Here is a 15,906-nt window from a genome sequence, read left to right as displayed (position 1 = left end):
CGTAGGTGGTCATCGCCCACATGAGGGACGCAGGGGTGTTCGTGGGCCCGGCGGACGTCGCCGTCACCGGCCGGCGAGCACGGCGACCCCGACCGGACCGCGATCCCCGCCTTCCGCCAAAGCGCAACCGGTTGTTCGAACAAGAGCAGCGGAACCCGGATCTACCAGCAGGAGCGCGAGCCGCCACCAGCAGCACATCCCAGTCCTTTATGGACAGTCGATTCCGAACTGACACGCCGGCGCTTCCACGGCACCCTGGACCGGGCCGGTAGGCTCGCGGAGAAGAGGTCGTGATGAGGTCGGAGCGCGCACGGTCCGCGCGGTGGCGTCGTTACTGGGACAAGCAGTCCGTCAACTACGACCGCTGGATGCGGTTCCTGGACCGCGCCGTGTTCGCCGACTCCCGCCGTTGGGCCTGTTCACGGGCCGCCGGCGGGGTCCTTGAGGTCGCCATCGGCACCGGACTGAACATTCCCTTCTATCCCAACAACATCACCCTCATTGGCGTTGACATCAGTGCGCCCATGTTGGCAATCACCCGACGCCGGGCCGACGATCTCCGGCGCGATCTCGCCCTGGTCCAGGCCGACGCCCTCGCCCTGCCGTTCCCGAGGGGCTCGTTCGACACCGTCGTCTGCACCCTCGGGCTCTGCGCCGTCCCCGACGCCACGCGGGCGATCGGGGAGATGATCCGGGTGCTCCGACCCGGGGGACGCCTGGTGCTGGTCGACCACGTGGCGAGCTCCGCGCTCCTGGTGCGCGTGGCGCAACGGCTGCTGGAGGTTCTCACGGTTTCCCGGACCGGCGAGCACTTCCTGCGCCGTCCGCTCCTCCAGGTGCGCGCCGCCGGACTGACCGTCGAGCGCTCCCAGCGGTTCGGCCTCGGCGTCATCGAACGCCTGGTCGCGCGCAAACCCGCTGACGTTCCCGCGTCAACGAACCCTCCCCCGTCCCCCGACCGCTGACAGGGCCCGGGAATCGGCCCTCCGAGGGACGAGGCTTGCCCCGACGGCGACCCCTGTCGATGCTGACGCGGTGAGTCCCACCGTGATCACCACTCCGGACACCACGTCCGCGCCCCAGCCCGCCCCACCGGCGCAGCCCACCGGCGTGCGCGGAGAGGGGTGCGGCAACGGCCCCCTCGTGCCCAGCGGTCTCCTCGTGGTCGTCCTGGCCGTGATCTGGTCGGTCAGACGCCTGCGACGGCTGGTGGGACGACTGCGAGCACAGCGCGAAGGTCGTTGACAGTCAACAAAAGCACAGACATCCGTGGTTGTCGGCAACCAACCGGCGCTCATCTCCCACCGCACACCCGCTCCAGCTCACAGGCCGGACAGCGCGCGAACGGCGTCCGTCGTCCTCGTCCGCGTCCAGACAGTTCGCCACCAACGGGTCGATCCGCCCTACCGTAGAAGCCCGCCGGAGAACGGCGGCCCGGGAACGCGGGGCACCGGGTCTTCCCACGAGGGGGATGGATGCGGGACGAGGACATCCTGGATGTGGCGCGTGAGTTCCGGTCGCGGTTACCCGACGAGCTCGCGGCGGAGATCGACCTCCTGCTGGCCAGGGCGGACCGGGGCGAGGACGTCGCCGACGCGGTCCTGACCGCCCTCTGCTCCGACGACGGGCTGAGGGACGAGGTCCGGCAGCGGCTGGACCGGGAGGCCGACAACAATCGCGGGTACGGGGACGCCACGGGGTACGCGGTGCTGCCCGGCTACGGGGTCCCGTCCGCGGAGATCGTGTACGGGTGCGCCGCCTGCGAGTACCAGTACCCGGTCTTCGAGGTCGGCGAGCCCGTTCCCGACTGTCCACACGGGCACGGCGCGTTGGTCCGGGTGGCCGGCCGGTGATCTCCTCGCTGTGGTCCGGGCTCGGGGGCAAGGTCGCCGAGCGGTGGGCGGTGCTGCTGGTCTCGCCGGCGCTGGTGTTCTGGCTCGGCGGCGTGGTGGCCTGGGCGCACGGCCACGGCGGCCTGACCGGTCCGGGGTCGGGCTGGCGGGCACTCGACCAGGAGTGGACGCGGACGGTCGGCAGCCCCACGCCGACCGCCCAGGGCGTGCTCGTGGTGGTCGCGTTGCTGGTCGTGGCCGGGTCGGCGCGGCTGGCGGAGTCCGCGACGCTGGGCGTCCTGCGGTTGCTGGAGGGCTACTGGCCGCGGCTGGCCGGACCCGTGCGGGCGGCCGCGCTCGCCGTGCGCGGGTTCGTCATCGACCGCAGGACCAGGCGGTGGCGGGAGCTGGCCCGCCGGCGCGCGGACCTGACCCCGGCGGAACGGGCGCGCTACGCGGCGTTGAACGCGTGGCGGTCGACCGTCCCGCCCACACCGGAGGACCGGATGCCGACCCGCGTCGGCGACGTCCTGCGGGCGTCGGAGTCCCGACCGCGCCACCGGTACGGGCTGGACGCCGTGGTCTGCTGGCCGCACCTGTGGCTCGTGCTCCCCGACCAGGCCAGGGCGGAACTCGCCGCCGCCCGCGCCCGGCTCGACGACGGCGCGCGACTGTGGTTGTGGGGACTGCTCTTCTGCGTCTGGACGCCGTTCACGTGGTGGGCGCTCGCGATCGGCGTGGCGGGCATGGTCACGGGCAACCGGCTGGCCTTCGCCGCCGCCACGGTCTACGGCCGGCTCGTGCAGGCGAGTTTCGACCTGTACCGCGGGAACCTCTACGCGGAGCTCCGGCGTGAGCTGCCCGCCGATCCCGACGAGGAGCGCGCGGCGGGCCGGGAACTGACCGCCTTCCTCGAACGCGGGCCCCTCCCCGGCGCCCTCCCGGGAGCCTGACGTGGACCGCGTCAGATCGGCCGAGGAGTGGTTCGGGTGGCGGCCGGTTCCCCAGCCACCGCTGAGATTCCGCAGAGCCCTGGCCAGGGCGGGGAAGGCGCTGGCCGACTACGTGCTCGACGCCGACAAGTCCGCCCTGCCCCGGATGGCCAAAGCGTTGGACCGCATCGTGGATTCCGCCCACTTCGGCAAGAGCCCCAAGGAGTTCCGAATCGCCTGCCTGAACCGGGCCGGGATCGCGCACAACTGGATGGGTGTCGACGCGAGCAACACCAACGCCGAACTCACCACGGCCCGCGAGTTGTTCACCGCGGGACTCGCGATCGTCGAGCCGGGCAGCCACGACCAGGCCCGGTTCGACTACAACCTCGGCAACACGCTGCTCAACCTCTACCAGCGCGTCGGCGATCCCGAGCTGCTCGGCGGCGCCGAGCGGCACTGCCGGCGCGCGGTGGAGAACGCGGCCGGCGACCAACGACTCGAAGCGCTGTGCCGGACCGGGCTCGGTTCCGTGCTGCGAACCAGAATCCGCGCCGACGGCGACCTCTCGGCGTTGCGGGAGGCGCTCCACCACGTCCGGATCGCCGTCGCCACCGCCGGGGAAACCCCGATGGGGCACCGGTTCAAGTTCGTGCTGGCCGAGCTGCTGTCGACGCGCCACGAGATGCACGGCGGGCTCGGTGATCTCGACGAGGCCATCGCCCTGCTGGCGGACGCGGCCCGGGTCCGCGACCACATGATGTCGCCGGGAACGCTGAACCCCATCGTCGGCACGATGGGCACGTTGCTGCGCCGCCGGTTCCTGCGCACCCGCGACCCCGAGGACCTGGACACCGCGATCCGGCTCATGCGCGAACTGGTCGACGGCGTGCCCGACCCGGTTCCGCCCGCCCTGACGAACCTGGGCAACGCGCTGCTCACCCGGTACGAGCACGGCGGCGGCCTGGACGACCTCCGGGAGGCGCTGGACATGCAACTGCGCGCCGTCGCCGCGACCAAGCCCGGTGACTGGCAGGCCGCGACGCGGCACAACAACGCGGGCAACGCGTTGACGGCATTGTGGCGCGCCACAGGCGATCCCCACCTCGGGGACATGGCGGTGCGGGAGTACCGAGCGGCACTCGAACTCACCCACGACCACGCCCCGGAACGGACGTCCCGCGAGTACAACCTGGCCCGGGCTCTCCACACGCGCGGCGAGGAAAGCGGAGATCCCACGCTCCTCGCGGAGGCGGTCGACGCCTACGACGCGGCCGTGCGCCACGGCCTGGACACGGCGTACGAGTGGGCGCTCGCGGCGGCCCAGCAGTGGGGCGCGTGGGCGGCGGCGCGGGGCGACTGGGCCGAGGCGAGCACCGCGTACGCGGGCGCCACCGAGGCCGCCGAACGGCTGTTCCGCACCCAACTCCTGCGCAGGGACAAGGAACTCTGGCTCATCGAGTCGCAGGGGCTGCCCGCGGTCTCGGCGTACGCCCTGTTCCGGGTCGGCGCGGTCGAGGACGCGGTCGTGGCCCTGGAGGCCGGCCGGGGGATGCTGCTGTCCGAAGTGCTCGACCAGGACCGCGCGCGGCTCGACGACCTCGTCGGGACCGAGCACGAGCCGCTGGTCGAGCGGTACCGCGCGGCGGTCGCGGCGTCGGACGAGGCCGCCCGCAGCGGCTCGTCGCCCTCCGTCCTGCGCGCCGCACGGGAAACCGTGGAGGAGGCGATCGACGGCATCCGGGAAATTCCGGGCCACGAACGGTTCCTGCACCGGCCGGACATCAGCGACGTGCGGCGCGCGGTGCCGGCCGACAGCGTGGTGCTGTACCTGGTGGCGGGAGACGAAGCCGGTGTGGCGTTCACTATGGACGATGCGGGAGAGGTGCGGGCCGTCGATCTACCCGCCACAGTGGACGCCGTGGCACAACGGGCTCAGGCGCTGCTGGACGCCCGCGACAACCCGGCGCGCTGGGAGGGGACGCTGGACGCGGTGACCCGGTGGGCGTGGTCGGCGGTGGTCGAGCCCGCCCTGGCGGCGGCCGGCACGGCACGGCGGATCGTGCTGATCCCGTTCGGTTTCCTGGCGATGCTGCCGCTCCACGCGGCGTGGCGCCCCGGCCCGGACGGCGCCCGGCGTTACCTCCTGGACGAGCGGATCGTCGGCTACGCGCCGAACATCCGGGCGCTGGAGGTCGCCGAACGGCTGGCCAACCAGACGTCCGCGGACCAGCTCGCGATCGTCGTGGACCCGGAAACCGCGTCGGGGCAACGGATCGGCTACGCCGAAGCCGAGGCCGCCTGGGTTCGGCGCTGGTTCGCCGAACCCCGGGTGCTGCGCGGCCGGGCCGCCGACCACGGGTCCGTGCTCACGGCCCTGTCCGGCGCCCAGGTGCACCACTTCATCTGCCACGGCATCGCCCGCCCCGACGACCCCGTGCGGGACGCCCTGGTCCTGTCCGGGGACGACGAGCTGACCCTGGCCGAGATCCTGTCGCTGCGCCTGACCTCCTCCGGCGTGCGGCTCGCCGTGCTCTCGGCGTGCGACACCGACCGTCCCGGCACGGTGCTGCCGGACGAGGTGGTCGGCTTCCCGACCGGGCTGATCCAGGCGGGTTTCCCCGGCGTGGTCGCCACCCAGTGGGCGGTCCGCAGCGAGGCCACCAGCCTGCTCATGGCCCGCTTCTACCAACTCTGGCGGGCTGATCGTCGCCCGCCGCACGAGGCGTTGTGCGCCGCCCAGCGGTGGCTGCGCGACACGACGAACGAGGAGAAGATCCGCGACCTCTCTCCCGCCGCCGACACCCCAGCGTTGCGTTCCCTGGTCCGCACCCTGCGGCTGCGTGATCCGAAGGCTCGCGCGTACGGGCATCCAGCGCACTGGGCCGCTTTCAGCTTCCACGGCTGCTGAACACGTCCACTGTGGACTGATGTTGTCGCAGCACGGCCCCGGTCAGCTCCTCGGAGGTCCCGATGTCAGTGTCGACGACCAGGTCGTAGGCGACGTCGTGGGCAATGTCGTGGGTGCACCCGGACCGCAGTACCCGGTGGTCGACCTGGCCGTAGCGGAGAGTGTCGATCCCCGGTGAACGAGCGGAGTGGCGTTCTCGTCCTGGATGGCTCGGGCCGGGGTGGTCCCGCGGCCAGGACGAGGAAGTCGGTGCTGGTCGGACCCGCTCTCTCACTGTCCGTGAAAGCTGCCACCCGATGGTGGCACGGAGGTTGCCCAACCGGGTGGGATGGGCGCAGCGTGTGGGGCGAGCCATGGTTCACCCTGTCCCACCTGGCAGAAGTTGGAGGGACCCGCGATGCGGTCTCTGCCACGTGTTCTGGCCGTCGCCGCGCTGGGCGCGGCGACCTTCCTGGTGACCACGCCCGCCGCGGTCGCGGGCGGCGACCACCCGGGTGAGTGCCGGGGAGGATTCGTCTACTCCGACCGGTCCCACTCGCAGTACCGAGAGGGCTCCTGGGCCTACTGCGGGTCCAGGTACGACTACCGAGCCGTGGTCCGGTGCAGCGACGGCGGCTACCACGCCGGGCCGTGGAAGCACGCCGGCACCGAGGACTCGGTCGCCTGGTGCCCGGGCCCGACCTCGGCCACCGACTGGTACGTCGAGACCTACTGAGCCCCGACGTCGAGGCCACGGCTGACCGGGGTGTTCGGCCTGCCGGCCGGTACGCCGCTACGGCGTGCCGGCCGGTCAGCCCTGTGAGAGGAGGAGCCCAGGAGCACTTCACAACCGAGCCCGGCCAGGACGCGGGGCCTCCTGTCCTCAGTGGACGATCGTGTCGAGGAGGTCGCTGATCGCCTGGGCCACGGCGTCGGGACGCCGCCAGTGCAGGGTGGCGTGCCCGGCGTCGTCGAGGAGGCGGTTCTCGCCCCGGGAGACGGACTCGGCCACCGCCGTGTAGAGGCGCTGCTTGCCCTCGATCTCCGCGCGCAGCAGCGCTTCCGGCACGCCCTGGGACACCGCCCGCTTGAAGGCGTCGATCCCGGTCGCGGTGAGGATGATCAACGGCACGTCGGGCATCGGGCCGGTCTGGCGGAGCTCGTCGTTGAGCTGGTCGAGGTTCCGCGCCTCCTGGAAGCCGACCGCGAGCCACTCCGGGCTGACGTGCCGGTCGACGAGCGGGCCGCGGACCTCCTCCGGCCATTCGGCCATGTTCAGCGTGAGCTCATCGCGGTAGAACTCCACGAGCTCGGCGGGCAGCTCGGCGGGCAACGCCTCGTCGGGGTCCCAGGCGTTCCACATCTCGACCAGCTCCGGCGGCATGTGGGCGTTGTAGTCCTCGTGCGCGGGGTCCAGCAGGAGGAGGCCGGCCACCTCCTCGGGGAAGCGGGTCGCGTAGTGCCGCGCGTACAAGCCGCCGAGGGAGTGGCCCACCAGCAGGTACGGGCCGGGCACGTCGGCGACGCGCAGGAGCTCGTGCAGCTCGTCGGTCACCTCGGCCGAGCCGCGCGGCAGGTCGACCCGGTCGCTCCATCCGGTTCCCGCGCGGTCGTAGAGCACGCTCGTGGTGAGCTCGGCGGCCCGGCGCTGGACGTTCAGGTAGTCCAGGCCGACCGTTCCGCCGCCGGGCAGGAACACCACCGTCGGGCTCCCGCTCCCCGACCGGTGCAGCAGGAGCCGCCGGCCGCCCACCTCGTAATAGCGGCCCAGCGGCGGTGTCCGGTCCGCCCTCTCGGGTCCGCCCTCGGTCGTGTGATGACTCATCGCCGTCCCCCTCACTGTCGGCGCTCGCCGACTCGGCCGGGCAGGAGACGCGACCTCTCGGCCGCTCTCCACCCCGACGCCTGCTTTCTCAACTTTGAGAACGTTATCAGATGTGCGAACGTCTTCGGACGTGGACACGCTCGACCTGCTCCTGCACCCGGTGCGGCTGCGCATCGTGCACGCCATGTCCAACGGGCAGACGCGCACCACCGCCGACCTGTGCGCCCGCCTCCCCGACGTCTCGAAGGCCACCGTGTACCGCCACGTCGGCGTGCTGGTCGAGGAGGGACTGCTGGAGGTCGCGGACGAACAGCGCGTGCACGGCGCCACCGAACGCCACTACCGCCTGCGCCGGGCGCGGGCGGTGATCAGCCCGGAGGAGGCGGCGTCGATGACCATCGACGAACACCGCCACGGGTTCGCCGCGGCCGTCGGCGCCCTGCTGGCCGAGTTCAACGCCTATCTCGACCGGGAGCACGCGGACCCGACCGCCGACTCGGTCTCCTACCGGCAGTTCCCGCTCCTGCTCAGCCAGGACGAGCTGGCCGAGCTGATCGGCGAGATCCGCGACGCCGTCCTGTCCAGGATGGGCAACGAGCCGAGGCCGGACCGCAGCTCCCACCTCCTGAGCACGATCCTGTTCCCCGTCGAGGAACTACCACGACACCGGAACGACCCGCCCGAACCCGACCGGTGAGGCCCCACCGCCCAGAGCGGTCGTCCGCTGCCCGGGAAGTGTTCCCCCAGCCCAGAAATCCGACGTTCCACCCCGGACTGTCCACTTCGGACAGTGACGTGGTTCAGCGGAGCCGCGCGATCACCGGGGCGAAGGCGGCCATGCTGCGCTCGGTCACGGTGAAGTAGGTCAGCCCGTACGTTTCGCGGTACCCGCGAAGGGTGTCGGCGATCGCCGCCGCACTGCCCCGCAGCACGCCGGGGAGGGCCAGGATCTGGTCGTCGGTGAGACCGGGGGCGAAACCGCGCAGGAAGGACAGGTCGGGCTGGCGGTCGGTGTCCGACAGGACCGTCTGCACCAACAGGTTCAGTTCCAGGTCGGGCCACCGCCCGCCGGCGGCGTCCCGCACGAGCGCGATCTTGTCCGCCAGCGCCGCGTGCCCGGTGTCGCCGCCGTCGCGGGGAAGGGCGCCGGCGATGCCGACGATGTCGGCGTGCTGGGCCGCGATGCGCAGCAGGCGATCCCCCTGCCCCGCGACCATGATGGGCGGCGTCGGGCGCTGGACGGGCACCGGCACGTGGTCGTCGTCGCCGAGCAGTCGACGGAGCTCCGTCACGGTGCCCGCGAGGTGGTCCAGCCGCTCCCCCGCCCCGGGGAAGGGCAGGCCGGCGGCCTCGTACTCGTGCTGGGCGTATCCGGCGCCCAGACCGAGTTCGAGCCGACCGCCCACGAGCTGGTCGACGCTGGCGACCTCCCTGGCCAGCAGCGCTGCGCGGTGGAAGCCGGCGTTCAGCACGTACGTGCCCAACCGGACGCGGGAGGTGACCATCGCGGCGGCGGCCAGGAGCGGGAACGGCGCCGGCATGCCCAGGTGGTCGGGCGCCAGGACCACGTCGTAGCCCAGCTCCTCCGCTCGTCGGGCCCGGTTCTGCCAGCCACCGCGCGAAACGCCCGTGAAGAGCGAGACACCGAACCGGAACTGACGGAGTGGCATGCGCAGCTCTCCCGAGGACGTCCTGGGCGCCGCGCTGACCTCCGGGACAGCCGCCACCACTTCGCCGTTGCCCGGGCGAGGCTAGTGCCCCGGCAGACCCGCGTCCATCCCGAAACTTGAGGGTTCTCCCGCGCCCGCCCCACCTCGACAGTGGGGGCCGGCCCTCCCACCGAGGACCTTCGACGATCCGGTCACCACGACCGGACGGATTCGGGAAAGGCATCTCATGCTCGGACACGCGCGCACGACGGCTGTCCTGGCCTCCGCCCTGGTGGCGGGCGCCCTGCTGTCGGGATCCACGGCCACCGCCGAACCGCGGACGGCAACCACCACCAACACGACGTCCGCGACGGCGGTGAAGTTGATTCGCAACGCCGGCAACGGCTTCTGCCTCGACATCAAGACCTACAACGTCGGCGAGCCCGTGATCCTCTGGCCGTGCCACGGCGGCACCAGCCAACAGTGGCGGACGTGACCTCCCGGCACCTGGGGGCGAACGGATCGCGCGTGGAGCGGTGAGGACAGCGACGACGAGGCCCGGCGCCGACCCGTGCGGCGACCGGGCCTCGCGCCGTTTCCCGGGTCGACCGCACGTCCAAGAGCGGGCGGCGGGCGGACCCGACGGTGCGAACAGTGTTCCCAGCGGGCCGGACAGGAGGCCGGGGTCGAGGCAACCCGAAGGCCGGTTCGGCGTCCTTCACCGCTGAGGAGAGAGATCCGCGCGAGCCAGCGCGCGGACCGCGAAGGAGTACATTGTGGACTGTTCGGCCGGTCTGGTTCCGGCCGGGCACGAGCACGCCCGAAGTTGTTGGCCTCCAACGAGAAACAGTCCCGTCAGGGCGTCAGCTCCCGCGATCTCCTTCCTACGACCGCTCTCCGCCTTCGCCGGGTTTCCCCGCCCGGCAAACTCCTTGTCCCATATGGTGGTGAGCCGCGGGTTGAGCGGGCGCCTCCGGATGTGCTTCATTGGAGATGTGCGGAACGAGGACGACGCTCACGGTCTCCCCTGTTTCGGCGAACTTCTGCGGTGCTACCGCCAACGGGCCCAGCTCACCCAGGAAGGGCTCGCCGAAGGCTCGGGTGTCAGCGTTCGCGCGATCAGCGACATGGAACGCGGGGTCGCGAAGGGGCCCCAGCAACGCACGGTCGCGGCCGTCGGCGCCGCCCTGGCGCTGACCAACGCGGAACTGTCCCAGTTGCAGCATCTGGCCAAGCTCGGCCGCGTCCGGCACATCCCCCCGGCCGCTCCGGTCGCCTGCCCGCCCACCCCGGTCGCGCTGGGCGCGCTTCCCCCCGACGTGGACGACCTGGCCGGGCGGGAGAACGAGCTCGGCGCGCTGCGCGCCCTCGCCGAGCAGGTCTCCCGGGGCCACCGGCGGTCCGCGCAGGTCATCGTGCTCAGCGGGCCGCCGGGCACGGGCAAGACGACGTTGGCCGTCCGGGCCGCGCACGAACTCGGGGCGTTCTTCCCCGACGGCCGGCTTTTCCTGCGGCTGCGGGGGATGTCGGCGGAGCCCGCGACGCCGGCGGACGTGCTGCACCTCGTGCTCCGGTCGTTGGGCGTGGGCGCCACCCAGATCCCGGCCGACCTCGAACGGCGGGCCGGGCTGTGCCGTTCGCTGCTGCGCGACCGCGCCGTGCTGGTCGTCCTGGACGACGCCGTCGACGAGGCCCAGGTCCGGCCCCTGCTGACCGGCGGGTCGCGGTGCCTGACCCTGGTCACCAGCCGACCGATGCTGGCGGGCCTGGAGTCCACCACGCGGTTCGCGCTCGACGTGCTGTCCGAGGGCGAGGCTCTGGCACTGCTGTCGGCGATCGTCGGCCCGGCGCGGCTGGCCAGGGAGTCCGCGGCCGCCGTCGAACTGGTCGGGCTGTGCGGGCGGCTGCCCCTCGCGTTGCGCATCGCGGGCAACCACCTGGCCAGCCGGCCCGACTGGTCGCTGCGGCGGCTGGTCAGCCAGCTCCGCGACCGCGGCCGACGGCTGTCCGCGCTCACGGCGGGGGACCTCCAGGTCCGCGGCGTGTTCGAGCTGTCCTACCGCAAGCTCAGCCCGACGGCCGCGACGGTGTTCCGCCGGCTCGCCCTCGTGCCGGGCGCCGACTTCTCCGTGCCGGCGGTCGTCGCGCTCCTGGGCGGACCGGACGCACGCGAGGCGGCGGTGGCGCTGGAGGAACTGGTCGACGCGAGCCTGGTGCAGCGCTCGCCGGAGGAGGGCAGGTACCAGTTCCACGATCTGCTGCGAGTTTTCGCCGCCAAGCGGCTGAGGATGGCGGAGTCGGGGGCCGACGCGCGAGCGGCCGAGGACCGGCTGGTGGACTGGCTGCTCACGACGGCGACAGCGGCGGGGACGGCCTTCCACCCCTCGGCGGAGCTGGTGGGCTCGCCCCTGGCGGACTTCCCGTTCTCCGACCACGTCGACGCGGCCCGGTGGTTGGAGGTCGAGGAGTCGAACTGGTTGGCGGCGGCCAGGATCGCCGCGGCCAGTGGCCGGCACCGCGACGTGCTCGACCTCGGCACGGCGATGCGCTGGTACTCCGGGATCGGGGGGACGGCGCACACCTGGGTGGAGGTGTTCACGCTCGCGTTGTCGGCGGCCACGGCTCTGGGCAGCGAGCGCGAGGAGGCCGTGCACCGCAACTTCCTGTCCTGGACCCACCTCACCTTCCTGGACCGACCGGACGACGCGGTCACGTTCGCTGAGCAGGCGTGGGAGGTGGCCGTTGCCGCTGGCGACCCGCGCGAACAGGGTTGGGCCCGGGTCTACCGGGCCAACGTCCGGCAGCGGGTGGGCGAGTTCGCCGCCTGCGTCGCCGATCTCGACGAGGCGGTGGAGCGGTTCACCGCCGCTGGCTGCCCGCTCGGCCTGCACGTCGCCCGAGCGATCCGCGCCACCGCCTTCCACCGCACAGGGCGGTTCCGAGAAGCGGTCGCGGAGCTGGAAACCTGCATCCGCTACTTCCGCCAGGCGAAGGCGGGACCACGAACCCCGGTGGACGACATCTCCCTGGGCAGGGTGTTGCTGCACTCGGCGGTGAGCCTGCAAGCCCTCGGCTCGGTCGACGCGGCGCTCGCACACGCCGAGGACGCCCTCGCCCTCTTCCGCATGCGAGGTTCCTGGATAGGAGAAGCCCGTTCACTGCACACCTGCGGCACCCTGATGCGCGGCCGCGGTGACCTGGCCGAGGCGCGCCGGCTGTTCACTGGCGCCCTGCTCCTGTTCGAACGCCTGGGCCAGCCGCGGTTCCAGGTGGACGTGCTGCGGGATCTGGCAAGCACGTCCGACCAGTTGGGCGACAGCGAGACAGCCCGACGCGAGCGGGAACGCGCCCTGTCGCTGTGCGAGGCGCTCACCGGAGACGAAGCGGACCGAATCCGGGCGGAGCTGCGAGCAGAGCTCGGCGGCCTCGGCAGCGGCACTCTCGACAGCATTACCGTCGACAGTGGACAATGGGCAGGCAAACCCTGAGACATGGGCGCGTCGCCATCGATCTTCACACCGCACCGTCCACCCTTCCCCCTCGACACTCGTCTCTCACCGTCCTCTATGGACAATCATCGACTCGCCTCTTCCGACTCTGGTTCCGCCTGTCGTTCGTCGAACTCCTGGTCGGGAGTACGAGCCCGACCCGAAGCCCGGGGGCACAAAACCGAAGCACGACGCGAACCAGGCGTGCGACGCTGGGCTGATGACGGGCAAGCGGGGCGCTGAAAGCCTCCTCATCCCTGGTGTCGCGACGGCGTCGACCGACAGCGAGCTGTGCGCGCACTGGTTGGCCGTCGTGCACCAGGTGGCGAGGGAGACGGAATCCCGGGTGCTTGGCCAGCCAACCGCCCCTGGGCCGGCGCGCAACTACTACGAGATCCGCGTCCAGCTCGGCGACAGCGACGTCATCCGACTGCTGCTCAACGTCCCGACCGCCCTCGTCGCCGCCGCGGACGACCGGGCTCCCGGTGAGCTCGCCACCGCGTTCCGCCCGGTGCCGCGAGGCGACCTGTTCCGCCACGCCGGCCTGCGGGTCGCGGAACCGTCCGAACTGGAGCGACCACTCACCCACAGCCAGACCCGCGCCCTGTCTCCCGCAGAGCGCCAGGACATCGCGTACCACCGCCCGGACCGCGTGGGCGACGTGGTCTTCAACTGGTTCGACTGATCACTCCGACCGAGACAGTCCTCAGTGGACAGGACTGGGTGGTCACCCTCACCGGAACAGGTGGCCGTTCTCCTCCGACCACCGGACGCGGCCCGCCAGCTCCGCCAGACGTCCACTCGCGACCCAACCACGCTGCGGCTCCAGTCCCCGTTCGGCGAGGGCTGCCACGTGCGCGGCATCCAGCCGTTGGCGCTCGATCACCGCGTCCACCAACCCCTCGGTTCCGGTCAGGCCGTACTCCTCGGCGAACACCTCGATTCGGCGGCGCCGGTCAGGAGGGGCGTCGTGGGCGAGCCAGCACACGGCCTCCGCGTCAGCGCGGAAGGGAGCGACGTACTCCAGCGCGTACGCGACGTCATAGGTCCGCGCGGCCGGGCCGGCGAGGTCGAAATCCAGCAGTCCGACCGGTGTCAGGTCGTCCCACACGACGTTCCACGGCCCGAAGTCGCCGTGGCAGACGATCGGGTCCGCGTCCGGCTGGAGGTACGACAGCGCCCAGGACGCCGTGGCGGGCGGCACGAATCCCCGCACCGCCTCGTGGTAGTCCCGCAGCAACCGCGCGAACGCCCGCAGCCCCGCCTCCGGCACGACCCGGGACCAGCCCGCGCGACCGGAGTCGCCGGGAATCCAGCGCAGCGTCTCGTGGTCGTCGGTCAGGCCCAGGGGCAGTGGCACCCGGTCGAACCCCACCTCGTGGAGATGCCGCAGCAGCGCGTGCACGGTCGGAGTCCACCAGTGAGCGGGACGGATCACCCGGTCGCCGACGATCCTGATCTCCCGCGAGTCCACGCTCCCAGTTTCCCCACCGTGCCCGCACTGTCCACAGTGTCCATTCCCGGCGTTCTCCGGGACTACTCGGGTAGCCGCGCGGTGACTCTCCAGTGCGTTCCGTCTGCTTCCCCCTCCGCGTCGAGCGTTCCGCCCACCAGTGCGATCCGCTCTCGCATCCCCCGCAACCCGTACCCCGGCTCCCGGTCGCTCCGCGGGCGGAGATCCGCGCCCCGCATCTCGTTCCGCACGTCCAGCCGCACCGCGTCGTCGAGGTACGCGAGAGAGACCTCGACCCGTGCGCCTGGCGCGTGCTTCGTCGCGTTGGTGAGCGCCTCGCGGGCCACGGCCACCAACGCGACGGTCGCGCCCGCCGAGAGCGGGCGTTCGGCGCCGGTCGTCCGCGTCTCGATCCGGCCACCGTGGTCCTGGCGGAACCTCTCGGCGAGGTCGGCCAGCGCCACGGCCAGCGGCGGGACGTCCTCCCGCAGCGCGGCCACCGCGCCGCGCGCCTCCACCAGTCCGTCCTCGGCGAGTTGGTGGCAGCGGCGCACCCGCTCCCGCGACGCCTCGACGTCGCCTTTCTCCAGCAGGGCGTCGGCGACCTGCAACTGGACGCTCAACGCGCCGAGCGAGTGCGCCAGCACGTCGTGGATCTCCCGCGCGATCCGGGCCCGCTCGTGCAGCGCCGACGTCCTGGCCTGTTCCTGGCGCACCAGGTCGCTCTGCCGGAGCAGGAGCTCGGCCTGCTCCGCCCGGAGGTGGTACTGCCGGTGGTTCAGCCCGAGCAGGGTGAGCAGCAGGATGAACAGGGCGGACTCCAGCAACTCCGCCAGCGGCCGCCCGGCCACCGCGCCGCTGGCGACCGTCAGCCCGACGCAGGCGGCGATGCCGGCGGCGAGCTGCCGCGCGCTCGGCACCACCCAGGCGGCGAACCGGCCGAGCACGACGCAGACCATGATCATCGCGGTGGAGTCCGCGGCCACGCCCGACACCAGCGCCGGGGCGGCGGCGCTGAGGACGACCGCCGCGCCCGCCAGGCCCGGCCGCCGCCGGTCCCACGCGAGGTAGAGGAACCAACAGACCAGGCTCACCGCGTAGCCGCCCCACACCCACGGCGAGCTCTCCCTGGCCGTGGCCATGGCGGCGATCAGCATGCCCGTGCCCATCAGGAGCAGCACCAGCCGCGCGGTGTCGGTTCGTGACCCGGAGAGCTGGTGTTCCGATGGCATCTGCGCTCTTCTCACTTCTCCGCGGGGCGGGCCGCGAAAACTACTTTCCACCCACTTTCCGCCAGATGATAACCATCGCGATGAGCGCGAGAACCGCGACGACGACCACGATCCCCATCTGCCACAACTTGTGGAGGAGGAGTTCGGCGAGAAGGCCGCCCCCGCCGCTGGCGAGGCTGGCGGCGAGCCCGTCGATCTGGCGCACGTCGCTCACCTCCGCCGTCCGCGCCGGTTCTCCAACCAGGCGCGGACCAGCGGCTCCGCGTGCCGGCGGGCGTCGTCCAGCCGCCCCTTCCGCCGGAGCACGAGAAGGACCGCGAAACCGATGACCACCAGCACCGCCACACCGCACGCGATGAGCGCGAACCGGAGCAAAAGGATGTTCATGACGCCCTCGGCGTCCAGGGCGAGGTTCATTTCCCCTTTTTCCTTCCATCGAATACCTGGACGGTAGGCCGGAAGGCGGGTGGACCGGGACCACCCGGGGGTGGAGGGGCGGGTGGAAATCCGGGCTGCGCCGTCCACCCGGGACGGTGGACGCCGCGTCGGCCGGCGGAGCGGGCCTCTAGGTTGGGGAACGGCGACCAGTGCTGAGGAGTGGTGGG

The 15,906-nt window shown here is 72.1% G+C and carries 16 protein-coding genes; 10 read left to right on the top strand and 6 right to left on the bottom strand.

The features are described 5' to 3' along the window. Positions 1-293 precede the first annotated feature (293 nt). From BUE43_RS17515 to BUE43_RS17495, 6 genes are all read left to right on the top strand, one after another. Positions 294-965 carry a class I SAM-dependent methyltransferase gene (locus BUE43_RS17515; RefSeq protein ID WP_073484432.1) on the top strand — a complete coding sequence of 224 codons (672 nt, stop codon included), beginning with the start codon at positions 294-296 and terminating at the stop codon, positions 963-965. A gap of 70 nt (positions 966-1,035) precedes the next feature. Further along, complete coding sequence (locus BUE43_RS33515) at positions 1,036-1,245, top strand: hypothetical protein (protein ID WP_143174219.1); 210 nt, start codon at positions 1,036-1,038, stop codon at positions 1,243-1,245. A gap of 230 nt (positions 1,246-1,475) precedes the next feature. After that, positions 1,476-1,853: a hypothetical protein gene (locus BUE43_RS17510; RefSeq protein WP_073484430.1), complete on the top strand. Its 378-nt coding sequence runs from the start codon at positions 1,476-1,478 to the stop codon at positions 1,851-1,853. Further along, positions 1,850-2,785, top strand: a complete 936-nt coding sequence (locus BUE43_RS17505) for a hypothetical protein (protein ID WP_073484429.1) — start codon at positions 1,850-1,852, stop codon at positions 2,783-2,785. The genes BUE43_RS17510 and BUE43_RS17505 overlap by 4 nt, the downstream gene beginning before the upstream one ends. A gap of 1 nt (position 2,786) precedes the next feature. Next, positions 2,787-5,675 (top strand): CHAT domain-containing protein, encoded by a 2,889-nt coding sequence (locus tag BUE43_RS17500; protein ID WP_073484427.1) that lies wholly within the window; start codon positions 2,787-2,789, stop codon positions 5,673-5,675. 397 nt (positions 5,676-6,072) lie between these two features. Continuing rightward, positions 6,073-6,390, top strand: coding sequence for a hypothetical protein (locus BUE43_RS17495; protein ID WP_073484426.1), 318 nt, complete (start codon positions 6,073-6,075; stop codon positions 6,388-6,390). Between the two features lie 147 nt (positions 6,391-6,537). On the opposite strand, the gene BUE43_RS17490 is transcribed toward BUE43_RS17495, so the two are convergent. Beyond that, positions 6,538-7,479 carry an alpha/beta fold hydrolase gene (locus BUE43_RS17490; protein ID WP_073484424.1) on the bottom strand — a complete coding sequence of 314 codons (942 nt, stop codon included), beginning with the start codon at positions 7,477-7,479 and terminating at the stop codon, positions 6,538-6,540. A gap of 130 nt (positions 7,480-7,609) precedes the next feature. On the opposite strand from BUE43_RS17490, the gene BUE43_RS17485 reads away from it, so the two are divergent. Beyond that, the gene (locus tag BUE43_RS17485; protein WP_073484423.1) at positions 7,610-8,176 is read left to right on the top strand and encodes a helix-turn-helix domain-containing protein; all 567 of its coding nucleotides are present in this window, start codon (positions 7,610-7,612) and stop codon (positions 8,174-8,176) included. A 103-nt stretch (positions 8,177-8,279) separates the two neighbouring features. Here BUE43_RS17485 and BUE43_RS17480 read toward each other — a convergent pair whose 3' ends face one another. Then, entirely contained in the window at positions 8,280-9,149 is an 870-nt protein-coding gene (locus BUE43_RS17480) for a TIGR03621 family F420-dependent LLM class oxidoreductase (RefSeq protein WP_073484421.1), read from the bottom strand. 226 nt (positions 9,150-9,375) lie between these two features. Between BUE43_RS17480 and BUE43_RS17475 the strand changes: the two genes are divergently transcribed. The 3 genes from BUE43_RS17475 (at position 9,376) to BUE43_RS17465 (ending at position 13,301) form a co-directional block, all read left to right on the top strand. Continuing rightward, positions 9,376-9,624, top strand: coding sequence for an RICIN domain-containing protein (locus BUE43_RS17475; RefSeq protein ID WP_073484420.1), 249 nt, complete (start codon positions 9,376-9,378; stop codon positions 9,622-9,624). Between the two features lie 445 nt (positions 9,625-10,069). Further along, positions 10,070-12,616: an ATP-binding protein gene (locus BUE43_RS17470; RefSeq protein WP_407697127.1), complete on the top strand. Its 2,547-nt coding sequence runs from the start codon at positions 10,070-10,072 to the stop codon at positions 12,614-12,616. 220 nt (positions 12,617-12,836) lie between these two features. Further along, the gene (locus BUE43_RS17465) at positions 12,837-13,301 is read left to right on the top strand and encodes a hypothetical protein (RefSeq protein ID WP_073484416.1); all 465 of its coding nucleotides are present in this window, start codon (positions 12,837-12,839) and stop codon (positions 13,299-13,301) included. A 48-nt stretch (positions 13,302-13,349) separates the two neighbouring features. Here the strand turns inward: BUE43_RS17465 and BUE43_RS17460 are convergent, their stop codons facing one another. The 4 genes from BUE43_RS17460 to BUE43_RS17450 form a co-directional block, all read right to left on the bottom strand. Then, entirely contained in the window at positions 13,350-14,090 is a 741-nt protein-coding gene (locus BUE43_RS17460; RefSeq protein WP_073484414.1) for an aminoglycoside phosphotransferase family protein, read from the bottom strand. Between the two features lie 62 nt (positions 14,091-14,152). Next, entirely contained in the window at positions 14,153-15,301 is a 1,149-nt protein-coding gene (locus BUE43_RS17455; protein ID WP_073484406.1) for a sensor histidine kinase, read from the bottom strand. Between the two features lie 40 nt (positions 15,302-15,341). Beyond that, entirely contained in the window at positions 15,342-15,506 is a 165-nt protein-coding gene (locus tag BUE43_RS34245) for a hypothetical protein (RefSeq protein WP_159447748.1), read from the bottom strand. 5 nt (positions 15,507-15,511) lie between these two features. Further along, positions 15,512-15,718: a hypothetical protein gene (locus tag BUE43_RS17450; protein WP_073484404.1), complete on the bottom strand. Its 207-nt coding sequence runs from the start codon at positions 15,716-15,718 to the stop codon at positions 15,512-15,514. Positions 15,719-15,906: the final 188 nt, after the last annotated feature.

Source organism: Streptoalloteichus hindustanus (assembly GCF_900129375.1).
GTDB classification, from domain to species: domain Bacteria; phylum Actinomycetota; class Actinomycetes; order Mycobacteriales; family Pseudonocardiaceae; genus Streptoalloteichus; species Streptoalloteichus hindustanus.
Note: the sequence above shows the minus strand (reverse complement) of the source record. Positions and strands in the feature narration are given on the sequence as shown.